Origin of the sequence: Glutamicibacter ardleyensis (assembly GCF_014644555.1) — a bacterium.
GTDB lineage: Bacteria > Actinomycetota > Actinomycetes > Actinomycetales > Micrococcaceae > Glutamicibacter > Glutamicibacter bergerei.
The window spans coordinates 355,472-371,445 of record NZ_BMKX01000001.1 but is presented as its reverse complement, the minus strand read 5'-3'; the positions used below and the strand labels follow the sequence as shown (position 1 = coordinate 371,445).

At 59.5% G+C, this 15,974-nt stretch carries 15 protein-coding genes; 13 read left to right on the top strand and 2 right to left on the bottom strand.

Annotated elements, in window-relative coordinates; all coding sequences use genetic code 11:
- Positions 1-43 precede the first annotated feature (43 nt).
- The 9 genes from IEX04_RS01705 (at position 44) to IEX04_RS01665 (ending at position 8,755) form a co-directional block, all read left to right on the top strand.
- On the top strand, positions 44-1,243 hold the full coding sequence (locus IEX04_RS01705) for a substrate-binding domain-containing protein (protein ID WP_188683215.1): 1,200 nt from the start codon (positions 44-46) through the stop codon (positions 1,241-1,243).
- 41 nt (positions 1,244-1,284) lie between these two features.
- The gene (locus IEX04_RS01700) at positions 1,285-2,049 is read left to right on the top strand and encodes an ABC transporter ATP-binding protein (RefSeq protein WP_188683213.1); all 765 of its coding nucleotides are present in this window, start codon (positions 1,285-1,287) and stop codon (positions 2,047-2,049) included.
- Positions 2,050-2,814: an ABC transporter ATP-binding protein gene (locus IEX04_RS01695; RefSeq protein ID WP_188683211.1), complete on the top strand. Its 765-nt coding sequence runs from the start codon at positions 2,050-2,052 to the stop codon at positions 2,812-2,814.
- Positions 2,811-3,683 carry a branched-chain amino acid ABC transporter permease gene (locus IEX04_RS01690; RefSeq protein WP_096254830.1) on the top strand — a complete coding sequence of 291 codons (873 nt, stop codon included), beginning with the start codon at positions 2,811-2,813 and terminating at the stop codon, positions 3,681-3,683. Before IEX04_RS01695 ends, IEX04_RS01690 begins: the two co-directional genes overlap by 4 nt.
- A 179-nt stretch (positions 3,684-3,862) precedes the next feature.
- A complete protein-coding gene (locus IEX04_RS01685; RefSeq protein WP_229676995.1) occupies positions 3,863-4,864 on the top strand; it encodes a branched-chain amino acid ABC transporter permease in 1,002 nt (333 codons plus the stop codon).
- 9 nt (positions 4,865-4,873) lie between these two features.
- Complete coding sequence (locus IEX04_RS01680) at positions 4,874-6,436, top strand: class I adenylate-forming enzyme family protein (protein WP_188683207.1); 1,563 nt, start codon at positions 4,874-4,876, stop codon at positions 6,434-6,436.
- The gene (locus IEX04_RS01675; RefSeq protein WP_188683205.1) at positions 6,433-7,071 is read left to right on the top strand and encodes a TetR/AcrR family transcriptional regulator; all 639 of its coding nucleotides are present in this window, start codon (positions 6,433-6,435) and stop codon (positions 7,069-7,071) included. Before IEX04_RS01680 ends, IEX04_RS01675 begins: the two co-directional genes overlap by 4 nt.
- A 5-nt stretch (positions 7,072-7,076) precedes the next feature.
- Entirely contained in the window at positions 7,077-7,856 is a 780-nt protein-coding gene (locus IEX04_RS01670; protein ID WP_096254834.1) for a 3-hydroxybutyrate dehydrogenase, read from the top strand.
- On the top strand, positions 7,853-8,755 hold the full coding sequence (locus tag IEX04_RS01665) for an alpha/beta hydrolase (protein WP_188683203.1): 903 nt from the start codon (positions 7,853-7,855) through the stop codon (positions 8,753-8,755). The genes IEX04_RS01670 and IEX04_RS01665 overlap by 4 nt, the downstream gene beginning before the upstream one ends.
- A gap of 86 nt (positions 8,756-8,841) precedes the next feature.
- Here the strand turns inward: IEX04_RS01665 and IEX04_RS01660 are convergent, their stop codons facing one another.
- Positions 8,842-10,182, bottom strand: coding sequence for an MFS transporter (locus tag IEX04_RS01660; RefSeq protein ID WP_188683201.1), 1,341 nt, complete (start codon positions 10,180-10,182; stop codon positions 8,842-8,844).
- Between the two features lie 157 nt (positions 10,183-10,339).
- On the opposite strand from IEX04_RS01660, the gene IEX04_RS01655 reads away from it, so the two are divergent.
- Genes IEX04_RS01655 through IEX04_RS01645 form a run of 3 tightly spaced genes read left to right on the top strand, consistent with a single transcriptional unit; the run spans position 10,340 to position 13,878 of the window.
- Positions 10,340-11,212: a shikimate dehydrogenase gene (locus tag IEX04_RS01655; RefSeq protein ID WP_188683199.1), complete on the top strand. Its 873-nt coding sequence runs from the start codon at positions 10,340-10,342 to the stop codon at positions 11,210-11,212.
- The gene (locus IEX04_RS01650) at positions 11,212-13,062 is read left to right on the top strand and encodes a bifunctional sugar phosphate isomerase/epimerase/4-hydroxyphenylpyruvate dioxygenase family protein (protein WP_188683197.1); all 1,851 of its coding nucleotides are present in this window, start codon (positions 11,212-11,214) and stop codon (positions 13,060-13,062) included. Before IEX04_RS01655 ends, IEX04_RS01650 begins: the two co-directional genes overlap by 1 nt.
- A gap of 30 nt (positions 13,063-13,092) precedes the next feature.
- Complete coding sequence (locus IEX04_RS01645) at positions 13,093-13,878, top strand: IclR family transcriptional regulator domain-containing protein (protein ID WP_229676942.1); 786 nt, start codon at positions 13,093-13,095, stop codon at positions 13,876-13,878.
- 24 nt (positions 13,879-13,902) lie between these two features.
- Here IEX04_RS01645 and IEX04_RS01640 read toward each other — a convergent pair whose 3' ends face one another.
- Positions 13,903-14,961 (bottom strand): YeiH family protein, encoded by a 1,059-nt coding sequence (locus IEX04_RS01640; RefSeq protein ID WP_188683195.1) that lies wholly within the window; start codon positions 14,959-14,961, stop codon positions 13,903-13,905.
- A 71-nt stretch (positions 14,962-15,032) separates the two neighbouring features.
- Here IEX04_RS01640 and IEX04_RS01635 point away from each other — a divergent pair, with 71 nt between their 5' ends.
- Entirely contained in the window at positions 15,033-15,965 is a 933-nt protein-coding gene (locus tag IEX04_RS01635; RefSeq protein ID WP_188683193.1) for a LysR substrate-binding domain-containing protein, read from the top strand.
- Positions 15,966-15,974 lie beyond the last annotated feature (9 nt).

The following is a 15,974-nucleotide window of genomic DNA, read 5'->3' as shown; positions in this document are numbered from 1 at the left end:
CCTGTTCAAAGCACTGGACGCCCCGCGAGGAAAGGCTAGACACGTGAAGCGAAGCAGCAAGGTCGTAACGGCCCTGACACTCAGCGCCGGGTTGGCATTAACCGCCTGCGCACCCACCGCCGAAACCGGAACTGGCGCAGAAGGCGGCGACGCCGCAAAGACTGTCAACGTCGGCATTGTTTACTCGAAGACTGGCCCACTAGCCGCCTACGGGGACGCCTACTACGAGGGGCTGCAAGCTGGCCTGGACTACGCCACCGAAGGCACAAACAAGGTCGGCGACACCGAACTGAATATCACCTATCACGATGATGGCGGAGATCCGGACAAAGCTGTCACCGTCGCCAAGGAACTCATTGGCAAGGACTACAAAATCCTGGCGGGAACCGCCTCCTCGGGGATCGCGCTGAAGCTCGTGGAGCAGGCAGCACAGAACAAGGTTCTCTACATTTCCGGGCCCGCCGCTTCGGACGCCATCACCGGCGCGAACAAGTACACCTTCCGCTCCGGACGCCAATCCATGCAGGACGTTGCTACCGCAGGCACGTTCGTTGATGACCTGAAGGACAAAAAGGTCACCGTGTTCGCTCAGGACAACGCCTTCGGACAGGGCAACTTGGCCGCAGTTGACGCGATCCTCGGCATGGAGGGTGCCAAGGTCAGTTCCATCCTCGTTCCCGAGGATGTCACCGAATTCACCCCATTCGCCCGCCAGCTGGTCGACGCCAAACCTGACTTGGTCTTCGCGGCCTGGGCTGGGGCAACCTCCGGATCCATGTGGCAGGCGCTGGATCAGCAAGGAGCCTTCGACGTTGCACCGATCGTCACCGGGCTCGGCGATGTAGCAACATACGGCGCCTTCGGCGACGCAGGAGAAAAGATCTCCTTCCTCAACCACTACTTCCCCGGGGCCGCCGGCACCGAGGTTGAAAAGGCCATGATCTCCTCCATCGAAGAGGCGGGCAAAGAAGTGGACCTGTTCTCCCCTGACGGATTTGTCGCCGGACAGATGATCGCCCAGGCAGTAGCCGAGGGCGGAGACGACGTCGAGAAGATGGTCACCTCGCTGGAAGGCTGGAGCTTCGAAGGACCTAAGGGAGAAACCACGGTACGTGCCTCGGACCATGCGCTGATCCAGAACATGTACCAGGTGTCCCTGTCCAAGGATGGCGAAAAGTGGATTCCGGAACTCGTGGAAACCGTGCCGGGCGAAGAAGTGGCACCTCCAGAGGTCGTCAACTAGGCCTCGCAGTCCACGCGTCAAAATCTCACAAAGGTAAACCCATGCAGAAGACAACACCAGCCCTGGAGCTTCAGGGCGTGGGACTGCAGATCGGTGGAGCTCGCATCCTAGAAGATGTCAGCTTCACCGTGCAGCCCGGCGAAATGATCGGTGTGATCGGACCCAACGGCGCCGGAAAAACGACCCTGTTCAACCTCATCTCCGGGGTGCTCAAGGCCACCAGCGGAACCATCGCAATGTCCGGACGCACCATGGACAAGCTGCCGATTCATGCCCGAGCAGCCGCCGGGCTAGGGCGAACCTTCCAAACTTCTTCACTGTTCCCCGGGTTGGACGTCACCGAAAATATTCGGCTTGCCGCCCAATCCAAACTCGGACAATCACTATCGCTGCTCAACTTCCCGCGCCGCGGGGACGCGGCCGGAGCGATTGCCGAGGATTGCATTAAACAAGTTGGCTTAGAAGCCAAGTCACGTGCCCGAGCGGCAGATCTTTCCCATGGAGACAAGCGCAAGGTGGAGATCGCAATGCTGCTCGCGGCAGACCCGGCGGTGATCTTGCTCGATGAACCCATGGCCGGAGTCGGTTCCGGAGATGTCCTGGGACTGGTAGAAATCATTCGGCGGATGCACCGCGAATCGGGACGCACCTTGATGATGGTCGAACACCACATGGACGTGGTGCTCGGGCTGGCCGACCGGGTGGCGGTTATGCACAACGGCAGCCTGCTAGCCATCGATGAACCGGACGCAATTATTGCCAATGAAACCGTACAAAGCGCCTATCTCGGACAGGGAGCAGCTTAGATGAGCCAGGAAAGCACTGAACCTATCCTGCGAGTGCGCGGCCTGCATGCCGCCATCGAGGGGTCCCAAGTGGTGGACGGTGTCGACTTCGAGGTCCCGGCCACCGGAATTACCGCGCTGCTCGGCCGTAATGGTGTGGGCAAAACCAGTACCATCAAAGCCATTATTGGGCTGATTCAACGTACCGGCGGAACCATTGAGTTAGCCGGAGAACGCATAGACAAGGTTCCCACCCACAAGATCATCCAACGCGGTGTGGGCTACGTACCCGAAGACCGCGAGGTGTTCTCCGCGCTGAGCGTGGCCGAAAATCTGAAACTTGCCGAACGCGACGAACACCCCAACCGCCAGCTGGTCGAAGAACTCTTCCCCGACCTGGTCAAGCGCTCTAGCCAAGCGGCCGGTTCACTCTCGGGCGGGCAACAGCAGATGGCTTCGCTGGCTCGGGCGCTACTGAACGTCAACAAATTGCTGCTGGTGGATGAGCCAACCAAGGGGCTTGCACCAAAGATTGTGCAGGAGGTTGCCGAGGCACTGACGGTAGCGGCGCACAGTGTGCCGATTCTGCTGGTGGAACAAAACCTCTCGGTGGTTCGCCAGCTAGCGGCCGGCGCCATCATTTTATCCGGAGGCAAAGTGGTGCACCGCACCGATTCGGCCACCAATTTTCTTGATGACGAGGCGCTGACCCAACGGTTCTTGGGTGTGCAAAGCGAAGAAGCGTTGGAGCAAGCGGCCGAAACAACCAGCGGAGGGATTGTATGAGCACCCTGATACTTCTCCTGATTACCGGCGTCGGACTCGGCGCACTGTACTTCCTGGTGGCTTCCGGGCTGTCGCTGATTTACGGATTGATGGGTGTGCTGAACTTTGCCCACGGTGCGTTTCTGACCCTGGGGGCCTTCGTCTCCTGGGAGATGTCGCGGCGTATCGGCGAGGGAACCTGGCTGACATTTATCATCACGCTGGTTATCGGCGCCGCGGTTGGCGGAGTCTTTGCGGCCTTGACCGAATTTGCGCTCATTAGACCGCTGTACAACCGGCATATTGAACAGGTGCTGGTCACCGTCGGTTTGTCTCTGGCGGCAGTGGCAATCTTCGAAGGCGTCTGGGGGACCGACCCGCAGTACACCAAGGGACCGGAGTGGTTCACTCGGACCACCGACGTACTGGGCGCGCAGGTTCCCAATGACCGGTTTGTCACTATCATCGTCGCGGCGCTAGTGCTGCTGGGTGTGGTGTTGTTCTTGAAGAAGACCCGTTATGGAATGATCATCCGCGCCGGCGTGGAGAACCGATCAATGGTTACCGCGCTGGGCATCGATGTACGCAAAGCCTTCACCCTGGTTTTCACCATTGGCGGTGCCGCCGCCGGTATCGGTGGGGTGCTGGCCAGCCACTACTTCGGTTATGTATCCCCGGCCTTGGGCGGATCCTTGTTGATCTTCGCGTTTATCGTGACGGTGATTGGCGGACTCGGCTCACTGTCCGGGGCAGCCATAGCCTCCGTGGTGGTTGGAGTGCTGCAGCAGATCACAAACTTCTATTGGGGTGTGGGTGACTTCGTGGTAATCGTGTTGCTGGCGGTTGTCCTGTTGACCAAGCCCACCGGACTGATGGGGAAGACAGCATGAGCCCTGAACCTACGAATACCTTGCCTTCTGAAGAATCGACCGGCGAGCGCCGTGAACCAACAGCGGCTGTGGCCGTGGACAAAGTGGCCCGTCGGGTCCGTGTCCAGCCCTCGCACCGGGTGAAAACGCCCGGTGCCAGAATCGGAGTCTGGGTGCTGGGCCTGCTGGCGTTGTTGCTCATGGCGGCGCTGCCGCTGTTGAACATTTCAATTCCAGGCGTCTTGCCTACCCCTACGTATCAGCCAGGGACGCTGCAGCTGTTGGCGATGTGCCTGCTGATGGCTGCCGCGGCGCTGAGCTATCACCTGCTGATCGGTGTGGCCGGACTGCTGTCCTTTGGACACGCACTGTATTTTGGTGCCGGGTCCTATGGGTTGGCGATTATTCTCAACAACCTAGGTTTGCCGTTACTTCCGGCCATGGGATTGACGCTGGTGGTGGCATTGGTGCTTTCCACCTTGACGGGCATGGTTGCGCTGCGCGTGACTGGCATTCCGTTTGCCATGGTGACCTTGGCTTTTGCCCAGGCCGGCAGCGTGCTGGTGCGGCGTAATCCCGGCGGTGCCACCGGCGGTGAAGAGGGAGTGAGCCCTGATACCGCGGGTATCCCGGATTTTTTGATTGGCGTGGCCAATACCCGGAACCTTTACTGGCTTTCGTTGCTGACCTTGCTGGTGGTGATCGTGGTGGTTACTTGGGTGCAGTCATCTCGTGCCGGGCATGTGGCCGCCGCGGTACGCGAGAACGAGTTGCGTGTGCGGGTGTTGGGATTGCAGCCATACTGGGCGAAGCTGCTGATCTTCGTGGTGGCCGGTGTGCTGGCGGCGGCGGTCGGCATGGTGTTTGTGCTGCTGCAGTCCGGAACGGTGCCCCGGCAGGTTTCTGCGGACTTCACCATCACCTTGCTGGTGATGGTGGTACTCGGCGGGGTCGGTTCGAAGTGGGGCGCGGTGATTGGCGGGGTGTTGTACACGCTGTTAGATCAGCGGTTGAGCGCTTTGGCGAACTCCAGCGCGGTGGAGTCGCTGCCGGCGTTCTTGCATGTGCCATTGTCCGAGCCGCTATTTATTCTCGGAACCCTCTTTGTGCTGGTGGTGCTGTTCATGCCCGGTGGTTTGGCCGGTGCGGTACGCCGGTTGCGTGAGCGTTTCACTTCCAATCCGGCAGCCAAGAAGAATTAAGGAACGGTCATGAGCAAGGATCAAGGCCTTCATACGTTGGGATGTTGGACTACCGATCGGTCGCTGAGCACCCCGGAACGTATTGCCATCGATGACCGAGGAGTGCGGACCACGTACCGGGAGCTTGAACGCCGGGCGATCGCCTTAGCTGCGAAGTTCATGGCCGCGGGGTTTGGCGTGGGGGATCGGATTGCCACACTCTCGGGGAACAGTGCCGACCACGTGGTGTTGTTTTTCGCCTGTGCCAAGGCCGGGCTGGTGCTGGTGCCGCTTTCCTGGCGGTTGACTTCCGTGGAGCTGCGCGAGCAATTGTCGATTGCCGACCCCTCGCTTTGGGTGGTGGAAGACGAGTTCCAGACGCTGGCCGAACAGAGCAACGCTCAGCTGATACAACCGGTCCCCGTGCTCACCATGGGGCCGGCGGGAGTAGAAGCGAGCGTCGAAGGTCCTGCGCGCGAACGCAATGAACTGCGCGGTTGCGCCCCTACCGATGATGATCCATTGCTGATGGTATTCACCTCGGGTTCCGAAGGCAAAGCCAAGGCCGTGGTGCTGACCCACGCAAATTGTTTCTGGAACAATTTGGCTCTCTCACGCACGGTGGACCTCACCAGTCAGGACACTATTCTGGCGGTGCTGCCGCAGTACCATCTGGGCGGCTGGAATATCCAGCCGTTGTTAGCCTGGTGGGTCGGTGCCACGGTAGTACTTGAACGGACCTTCGACGCCGGACGGGCACTGCAATTGCTGGCGGACCGCAAGGTCACCATGATGATGGGGGTGCCCGCACATTACCGAATGCTGGCCACCCATCCGGAGTTTGAATCGACGGATCTGACCGCGTTGCGACTGGCAGTAGTGGGCGGGGCGCCGATGCCGCCGAGCCTGCTGCGTTGCTGGCATGGGCGTGGTGTGGCTCTGGTCCAGGGCTATGGGCTGAGCGAAGCTGGACCGAATGTCCTGTGCCTAGCCAGCGAAGAGGCGATGAGCAAGATTGGTTTCGCCGGGCGGCCCTACCCGCACGTGAAAGTGAAACTTGTTGATGCGGTCACCGGCGAAGAAATCCACGGGGCCGGTGCTGGCGAACTGCTGGTGAGCGGTCCGAGCGTATCTCCGGGATATTTTCGTGACGCCGCCGCGAGCGCCCACGCTTTTGTTAACGGGTGGCTGCGCACCGGTGACCTGGTGCAACGTGATGACCAAGGGTATCTGAAGGTGATTGACCGGATTAAGGACCTGTACATTTCCGGTGGGGAAAATGTTTCGCCTACCGAGGTGGAACAGGTACTGCTGACTCATCCTGCGGTGGCCGAGGCTGCCGTCATCGGGGTTCTGGACGACAAATGGGGTGAGGTGGGGCAAGCCTGGGTGGTCCTGGCGGCGCACACTCATGCCGATGCCACCGAGCTAGCGGCGCATTGCGCCAAACAGCTGGCCCGATACAAGATTCCGGCAACGTTCAAGTTCGCCTCGGCGTTGCCTCGGGTCGGAATTGAAAAGGTTTCGCGGCAGAAATTGCGTGATCTGGGACGGGCCGAACAACTTTTAATGCGGCAGGAGGATCAGCGATGAGTACGGTGACACCAAGGACCCAGCGGGGGACTCGTACCCGCAGCAAGATTCTGGCGGCGGCCGAGAAGGTGTTTGCCACCTTGGGCTATCACGACGCGTCGATTGTGAAGATCACCGAATGTGCCGGAGTCGGGTTGGGGACCTTCTACCTGTACTTTGCGGGTAAGCACGAGATCTTTGATGAGGTCGTCGAGGATCTGAACCGTCGGGTGCGCATGGCCATGGCTGAAGCCTCGGCGGCGGAAGAAAACAGGTTTGCCGCCGAGCGGGCGGGCTTCAAGGCCTTCTTCCACTTCACCGCACAGCATCCTGCGCTGTATCGGATCATCAAGCAGGCGGAGTTTGTCTCACCCGGAGCGTTGCGTAAGCACTACAGCAAAATCGTTGAGGGGTACATTCAAGGCCTCGAAGCGTCGCAACAGGCAGGGCAGATCCGGGTGATGAACCCGGAAGTAGCCGCCTGGGCCTTGATGGGTATCGGTGAATTGGTGGGTATGCGCTGGGTGTTATGGGAAGGAACCGAGGACTCTTCGGGGCACCGCCCCGAGATGCCCGAGGAAGTATTTGAAGAAATGATGAACTTTATTGATCGTGCGTTGGCGCCAACCGGCGCGCAACCAACCGTGGAAGGTTAAGCCCCATGACCGAAACTAAGACAACCTCAGCCCCAGCCGAAGCAACCCTGGCCGGACGCACCGCACTCATTACCGGCGGGGCGTCGGGTATCGGCTTGGCCTGCGCGAAGAAGCTGAGCGCGCAGGGGGCAACCGTCACGGTGGCAGATTTGAATGCTCAATTAGCTAACGAGGTGGCGCAAAGCCTTGGGGGCAAGGCGTGGGCCGTAGATCTGTCCGATACCAAGGCGTTGGAAGAACTGAGCCTGGATACCGACATTCTGATCAATAATGCCGGGGTGCAGCGGGTGGCCCCGATTCATGAGTTTGATCCCGAAGCATGGCGGCTCATTCACCGGCTGATGCTCGAATCCCCGTTTTTGCTGATCCGTGCGGTGCTACCTGGCATGTATCAGCGCGGGTATGGGCGCATCATCAACCTCTCCAGCGTCCATGGTCTGCGGGCCAGCCCCTTCAAAAGCGCGTATGTCTCGGCGAAACACGGGTTGGAAGGATTATCCAAGGTCACCGCGCTGGAAGGTGCCGAGCACGGAGTGACCAGCAACTGCGTCAACCCCGGATATGTGCGCACCGCACTGGTGGAGAAGCAGATCGCGGATCAAGCCAAACTCCATGGCATTGCGCCGGCCGAAGTGGTGGAGAAGATTATGCTCACCGAGGCTGCGGTTAAACGCCTGGTGGAACCCGAGGAGGTTGCTTCACTGGTGGCCTGGTTGGCGCAGGATGAGGCCGGCATGGTCACTGGCGCGTCCTACACCATGGACGGTGGGTGGAGTGCCCGATGACTGAAAACACCTACCGCACCGAATGGGTGCCGGTCAACGGCGGCAACTTACAGGTTGGGCTGTGGGGTCCAACCGATCCGCAAGCTCCGACGGTACTGCTGATTCATGGAGTTACCGCATCGCATAAAGCCTGGGGCATGGTCGCCCAAGCGCTGCCCGGGGTGCGCGTGATCGCCCCGGATCTGCGCGGCCGGGGCCGCAGCAACCAGCTGCCAGGACCTTACGGCATGCCGGTACACGCCGCGGATCTAGCCCGGGTTGCACAACACTTCAGCGCCGGACCGATCCCGGTGATCGGGCACTCGATGGGTGCCTTTGTATCCCTGGTCTTCGCAGACCTCTACCCGCATCTGGTCTCTTCGCTGCTGCTGGTGGACGGCGGCCTGCCATTGCAGGTTCCCGAAGGGCTGGATGACGAGCAGATCATCGATGCGGTCCTTGGCCCTGCGGCGCAGCGCTTGTCGATGACCTTCGAGTCGGTGGCCGCGTACCAACAGTTCTGGAAACCGCACCCCGCCTTCGCCGACAACTGGAACGACGTGGTTGATGAGTACATCGAGTATGACCTGGACGGTGTCGCTCCGCAGCTGCGCCCGGCCACAAAATATCAGGCATTGGCCGAGGATACCGCAGAACTACACCGCGGGGCTTCACTGTTCCAGGCCTTGGAAGAACTTCGTCATCCGGTGACCTTCCTGCGCTCGCCGAAGGGGCTGATGGGTGCCGAGCCGGGACTGTATACGGCAGAGTATGTGCATTCGTGGGCGCAGAAGCTGCACGGACTGCAAACCGAAGAAGTGCCGAGGACCAACCATTACACGATCGTGATGGATGCTCCCGGATGCGATGTGGTCACCGGACATATTCAAGGCATGCTCGGGCACCGCACCGACGCGTAGTAATCACGTACGTCCAGGCAGCACAATGCCCGGCATGAGCACCATCTGAGGGTGGGTCTCATGCCGGGCATCATGTTTTGCTGCTGTTACTTAGTCACCAATTCCGGGCTGCTGCCCAGCTGCGCGGTGGGTACCCGGTAGGTCTCGCGAGCGGTCAACGCGGAAATTGTTGCAATCAACGAAATTGCGGCAGTGAACAGGCTGATCTTGACCCAGCCTCCTGGTTCTAGACCGCCCATGGCCGCCACGATGGACGGAGCAAACCCGGCCATGAGGAAGCCGAGCTGGGTGCCGATCGCCAGTCCCGAGAAGCGCACCTTGGAAGAGAACATCTCGGCGTAGAAGCTAGGCCAGACGGCATTGGCCGCTGCGTAAGCGCAGGAGAAGACCGCCACAGAAAGAGCGAACTGCAAGAGCGTATTGTCTGTTTCCATGCTGCGCAGGTAGAACGGCATAACGATTGCGGAAGAGATTGCTCCGTAGATGAAGACTGGCTTGCGGCCGATGGCATCTGCAAGTTTGCCGAACAAGGGTTGGGTAAACAAAGCGCCGATATTGCCTGCAACAACAAGCCATAGGGTGATCGAGGCGTCCATATTTCCGATGTTCTTGCCGTAAGAGATGGCAAGCGTTCCGTACACGGTGGACACGGCGGCAATAAATGCGCACAGCACCACACGCAAGACATCTTTCCAGTGGAACTTCAGCAGGACTGCCAGTGGCAGCTTAGCGATGTTATTGCTCTTTTTCGCTTCCTCGAACTCTGGGGTTTCATGCAGTGAACGGCGGATGAAGAAAGTCACCAGCACCACAACGGCTGAAAGCCAGAAGGGGATGCGCCAGCCGATACCGTATTTGATGTCATCGGGCAGTGCCATGACAGGGATGAAAATGAGTGCGGCGAGGATCTGGCCGCCCTGGGTTCCGGTCAGTGTCCACGAGGTGAAGAAGCTGCGGCGGTGATCAGGTGCGTGCTCCAGGGTCATTGAGGATGCGCCGGCCTGTTCGCCAGCTGCAGAGAGTCCCTGGCAAAGCCGAGCGAGCACCAGCAGGATCGGAGAGAGCCAGCCGACCTGTTCGAAGGTCGGCAAGCAACCGATAGCGAAGGTTGAGGCGCCCATTAGCACCAAGGTGAACATCAAAACTTTTTGACGTCCGATACGGTCACCGAAATGTCCTAAGACTACCGCGCCGATAGGTCGTGCGATGTAGGCAAAGCCGAAGGTTGCCAAGGACATGACCGAGGCGTTCGCGTCGGCGTCGGGGAAGAAAATATGCGGGAAGATCAGTGCTGCGGCGGAGCCGAAGATGAAGAAGTCGTAGTATTCGACGGCGCTTCCCATGAAGCTGGCGACTGCTGCCTTAACGGGGGTGCGTTTCCCGGTGCCGGGCACTTGAGAGGCCGACGGTTCGTGTGTGGAGGGCATCGGAAAACTCCTTTGGTTTGTTGGGGGCGAGCTAAAGAACAAAAAATATGTGCGCTATACGTACAGTTGTACGTAATGTGTACATTGATATAGAGTAGATGTAAATCACAGTCAGCGCAATATCTGCGTAAAGCATGACGGAAAGTTGGGTAACACGGTGAGTACTCTTACTCAGTCCTATCTGGTCGGACTCATTGGTGACGGGGTGCTGCCTTCGTTGACCCCACCCATGCACGAACGCGAAGCGGATGCGCAATCGCTGCGCTACCTCTACCGGCCCATTGACCTCACGGTCCTGCAACGCGGGGCACAAGACGTCGGGGAACTGCTCAAATCCGGTGCCGAACTGGGATTTAACGCCTTCAACATTACCCATCCGTGCAAGCAAGTGGTCATTGATTACCTCGATGAAGTCAGCGAGAACGCCACAGCCATCGGAGCGGTGAACACCGTCATCATCAAAGACGGAAAATTCTTTGGACATAACACCGACGCCTCGGGCTTCGGCTGGGCGCTGGCCGGCGGGCTGCCCGAAGCGAAGCTGGATAAGGTCCTGCAGCTAGGCGCTGGGGGAGCCGGGGCGGCGGTCGCTTTTGCCCTGCTCGATGCGGGAGTTAAGGAACTGTTACTGTCAGACCCGGATACCGCGCGGGTAGCCGAACGTGCAGCCGAACTGAAAACTCATTTCCCACACGCCGCAATTGTGGCGATCCGCCCCGATGAGGCACCGGCGCGGCTTGCCGACGTGGACGGACTGCTCAACGCAAGCCCCATCGGCATGCATCACCACCCGGGACTGCCGCTGGACATTTCAAATCTCACTTCCCGGCACTGGGTAGCCGACTGTGTTTACCGGCCGGTGGACACCGCGCTGATTCTTGCCGCCCGCGATCTAGGATGCCAGGTGCTCGATGGCGGAAATATGGCGGTCGGACAGGCAGTTGATGCCTTTGGCATCATCACCGGGTTAACCCCGGACGCCGGACGAATGCGCGCTCACCTGCTGGAAATGTTGGAGGCAGGACTCTAATGCGCACCTCGATAGCCACCGTCTGCCTCTCGGGCACACTCGAAGAAAAAATGCTTGCCTGCGCCAAGGCCGGCTTTGACGGCATTGAAATCTTCGAACAAGATCTCACCGTCAGCCCGATGTCTCCCGAAGAAGTCAGGGCCTTCGCCGCACGACTTGGGCTCAGCCTAGACCTCTTTCAGCCCTTCCGCGATTTTGAGGGAGTTGAAGAAGAGGTCCTGTTGGCGAACTTGCGCCGCGCCGAAGCAAAATTCCAGCTGATGCAGCGCCTTGGCATGGACCTGATCCTGTTGTGCTCCAATGTGGGCACCGCGACGATCAATGACGATCAGCTTTTCGCCGCGCAGATCCGCCGCCTAGCAGACCTCGCAGCGCAGTATGGCGTGCGCATCGCCTACGAGGCCTTGGCCTGGGGCAAGTACGTGGATACCTACCAGCATTCATGGGAGATCGTGAAGCTGGTTGACCGCGACAACGTAGGGCTGTGCATTGACAGCTTTCACATTCTTTCGCGCGGTGACGATCCGGCGCAGATCGCCCAGATCCCAGGGGAGAAGATCTTCTTTGTGCAGCTTGCCGACGCACCGGTGCTGTCCATGGACATCCTTTCCTGGTCGCGGCACTACCGCGTTTTTCCGGGTGAAGGCGGCTTTGAACTGGACGTATTCCTTGGCTACCTCGTACGTTCTGGATATTCAGGGATCGTCTCCTTGGAGATTTTCAACGACGTCTTCCGGCAGTCAAATGTTGAGCTCACCGCCATCGATGGGCTGCGTTCATTGATTTGGCTTCAGGCTCGCACCGCAGCGCTGCTGGCAACGGAGGAAGTCAGGGATAACCTCAATCTGGTTTCGCTGCCCGGCGTCCAGGAAGCCAGCGGTTTCGACTTCGCCGAAATCCGCACCGAAGACCCGGAACTGATCGCCGAAATGCTTGCCCAGCTAGGTTTCTCCTTCCTCGGCCAGCATCGGCGCAAACCCGTACAGCTCTGGCGCGCCGGAGATGCGCGGATTATCGTCAACTCGCAACGCAGCCGCGCGGTCACCGCGAGCGTGAGCGGACTGAGTATTCAAGTCCCGGATCCTGCCGCCGGACGTGCGCGGGCCTCCGCGCTGTTGGCCAAGCCAGTGTCGCGTCACCACACCAAGGATGAGCAGGAAATTTCCGGGTTCAGGGCCCCGGACGCCACGGAGGTGTTCTTCGGCTCCGCCGCGCTGACTGCGGCGTGGGAGGCTGAATTCGGTGTGCTGCCGGGAACCGCGCAGCCCACCGAGAAGGGGAGCATTGAATCAATCGACCACATCAACCTTGCCCAGCCATGGCAGGCCTTTGATGAATCGGTCCTGTTTTACACCAGCGTGCTGAACCTGGAAGCAAGGCCCGGCACAGAGGTGCCAAGCCCTATGGGCCTCGTGCGCTCCCAGGTGCTGCGTACCGCCGATGGCGGGGTGCGGCTGGCGCTGAACATCGTGCCGCAGGGGTTGGACGCAACCATTGACCGTCACCATGAATACCCGGAACATGTCGCATTGCGTACCGACGACGTGGTGGCGTTAGCGCGCCGCGCACAAGCTGCAGGAATGGAATTCTTGCAGGTTCCGGCGAACTACTATGAAGATCTTGTGGCTCGTTTTGACATCGATGAGAAGTCCTTGGCGACCCTGAAGGAATTAAACCTGCTCTACGACAGTGACGAGCATGGAGTGTTTCTGCACTTTTACACGGCTACCGTGGGCAATATGTTCTTTGAGGTGCTTGAACGCCGCGACGGCTACGATGGATACGGGGCACCCAACGCCCCGATTCGCCTTGCAGCGCAGTTTGAGCATAATCGTTTTAATCGCTCTTAACTGTGCCGAGGAATGAACATCTAGGTGAAAATGGGGACCCTTATCTTGGCAGAGCAGCCCGACTATTATGTGAAATCAGCGGAGAAGACCTTGGCGGTGCTGCTCGCGTTTAAGGGAGGAAATACGGCGCTGACCGTATCTCAGGTGGCTGCCGCCACCGAACAGACTCGTGCCTCGGCCCGACGTTTTCTGCTGACCCTGGTGGATCTTGGCTATCTGGAAATTGAGGGAAATACCTACCGTCAGACCCCACGGGTGCTCGACGTGGGCGCCGCCTACCTCTCGGGTCTCACCCTGCCGCGGGCTGCTATTTCCCATCTGCAGCAGCTGGCCCGGGAACTGGATGAAACCAGCTCGCTGTGTGTGCTCGAAGGCCAGGATATTCTGTATGTGGAACGAGTTTCTGCACCGCGACTGCACCAGATGAATGTGTCAATTGGTAACCGCTTGCCGGCCTGGACGACCTCCATGGGACGTGTGCTCATTGCGAATTTGAGTGCCGGTGAACGCGCAGAATTTTTGAAAGGCATTGAACTGCGCCGATATACCGAGCATACGGTGGGTTCTCTGGCGGAGCTGAATGCGGAGCTGGACCGGGTGGCCGGCCAAGGCTGGTCGCTGGTGAACCAAGAGCTCGATGAGGGACTGCGTGGATTGGCCGTGCCGGTGTACCGGGGCAATCAGCTGCTTGGTGCGCTCAACGTATCGGTTCAATCGGGCCGTGCCGACGATTTCTCGATTTCTCAGACCCTGCTGCCGGCCCTGCGCCGCGCAGCCAAGGAGATTGCCGCCGACTTCGGCGGCCGGGCCGACTAGTTCGGCCGGCTGCAATAACAAGTTTTATGCGGGCGCGAAAAACAGGGTGCCGGCGGTGGCGACAGCGATGATCACCAGCGTGCCGCAGAGGCCCAGAACCAGTGCCTTGCCTCCGGATTTCACGATGCTGCGCAGATGCACACCCAAGCCGAGTGCAAACATTGCCGCCGCCAGCAAGAGCGTCTGCAGATTCTGTGTCACCGAAAGCAACGACTCTGGCAGAAGATCTGTGGTGCGCAGCAGCATTGCAACGATGAATCCCAAGACGAATAATGGGATCAGCGGCGGATTTTTCCCACCTTCAATCGAATGCTTGCGCCGCATATAAAGGCCAAGACCAGCAATGATCGGTGCTAGCAGCACCACGCGGGCCAGTTTGACGGTCACCGCGACGGCCAAGGCTGCGGCACTGACCGATCCGCCGGCCGCCACCACCTGGGCGACCTCATGGGTCGAGGCGCCGATCAGCATCCCGATGCTGCGATCATCCATGCCCAACAGGGATCCTAACAACGGCATGGCTGGAATCATGAGCGTGCCGAAAAGCACGACCAGCCCGATAGCGGTGGCGACCTGATCTTGTTTTGCCCGGGTGACGTTTTCGGTTCCCGCCACCGCTGCTGCGCCGCAGATCGAAAATCCTGTGGCGATCAGCAGCCGCTGGGGTAATTCGATGCCCATCTTTGCTCCGATCCACAACGTGGCCGCAAAAGTCACCGAGACCGAAAGCAGGACCACCAGCAGCACCCCCGGGCCGAGCCCAACGATGGTCCCCAAAGATAGTTGCAGGCCGAGCAGCACAATGCCTAGGCGCAGTAACTTCTTGGAAGCTATGGCAACGCCGGAGTCCAGTATCTGCGGCACCGGGGCGATGTTGCGCCAGAGCGCACCGAGCAGGATCGCCATTAATAGGGCGCTGAATCCGTTGAGGAAACTGCTGGCAAAGATACACAGCAAACCGGTAGCTAGACAGACAACGAGCCCGGGAACCACGGATTTGAGGTTTGTGCGGGACACTGGTCGTCTCAACGACGCATCACGTAGTTTTGCGCCGGTGCCTGGGGACTGACCATTTTTCTGCATACATTCAATTTCTCATGCCGGTGCCAGTTCGGGTATTCCTCGATCTGCTATCACAGGCATATGATCATGATATGGATCGTCCTGCCAATGATTTGCAAGATATTGCCCAATGGATTCAGGTCTCGTCGCTGACGCTGCTAGTAGGAATCGCGGACCATGGGAGCCTGAGTGCAGGAGCGCGGGCTGTCGGCATCGCGCAGCCCAATGCTACCCGCGCCCTGAAGACTCTGGAAAGACGATTGGGCTACCCGCTGATCATCCGAAAAACCACCGGATCCACGCTGACCGCCGAAGGAATCCTCACCGTGCAATGGGCACGCGAAGTCCTCGGCTCCCTGGACAACTTGGCCGCTGGTGCACGCACCTTGGCAAGCGAAGGCGAAACGGAGTTGCTCTTCGCCGCCAGCATGACCGTGGCCGAATACCTTGCACCCTCATGGATCGGCACGCTGCACCGCAAGCTTCCACAGGTGAAACCGCGCATGCGCATCATGAATTCGCAGGACGTGATTGCCGCGGTGCAAAACGGCGAATTGGCGTTCGGATTTGTTGAGACCCCGCAGATCCCAGCAACGCTGCGATATCAAAAGGTCTGGGATGATGCCATGGCGGTAGTTGTTGATCCTTCGCATCCCTGGGCTCAGCGCGGCTCTCCGCTAAGCGTGCACGAGCTGCAGAGCACCGCACTGATTGAACGTGAGGACGGCTCCGGAACGCGGGCATTCTTAGATTACATTTCCCATGTCGAGCGGCCCGAACCGATTGCCGAATTTAACAGCAACTCGACCATCTGCCAGTGCGTCGCCGCGGGGATGGGGCCGGCGGTGCTTAGCCAGCTAGCGGTGGAAGGAGCGCTGCGGCAAGGCAGGCTTGTGGAGATTGAATTCGAAGGACCAAGCATGCTCCGCGAATTCCGTGCCATCTGGCCGCGGAACCATGCCTTGAGCACGACCGAGCAGACGATGTTCGACATCGCGTGCGGAATTGAAAGCCGGGACGACTAGCGACCCGGC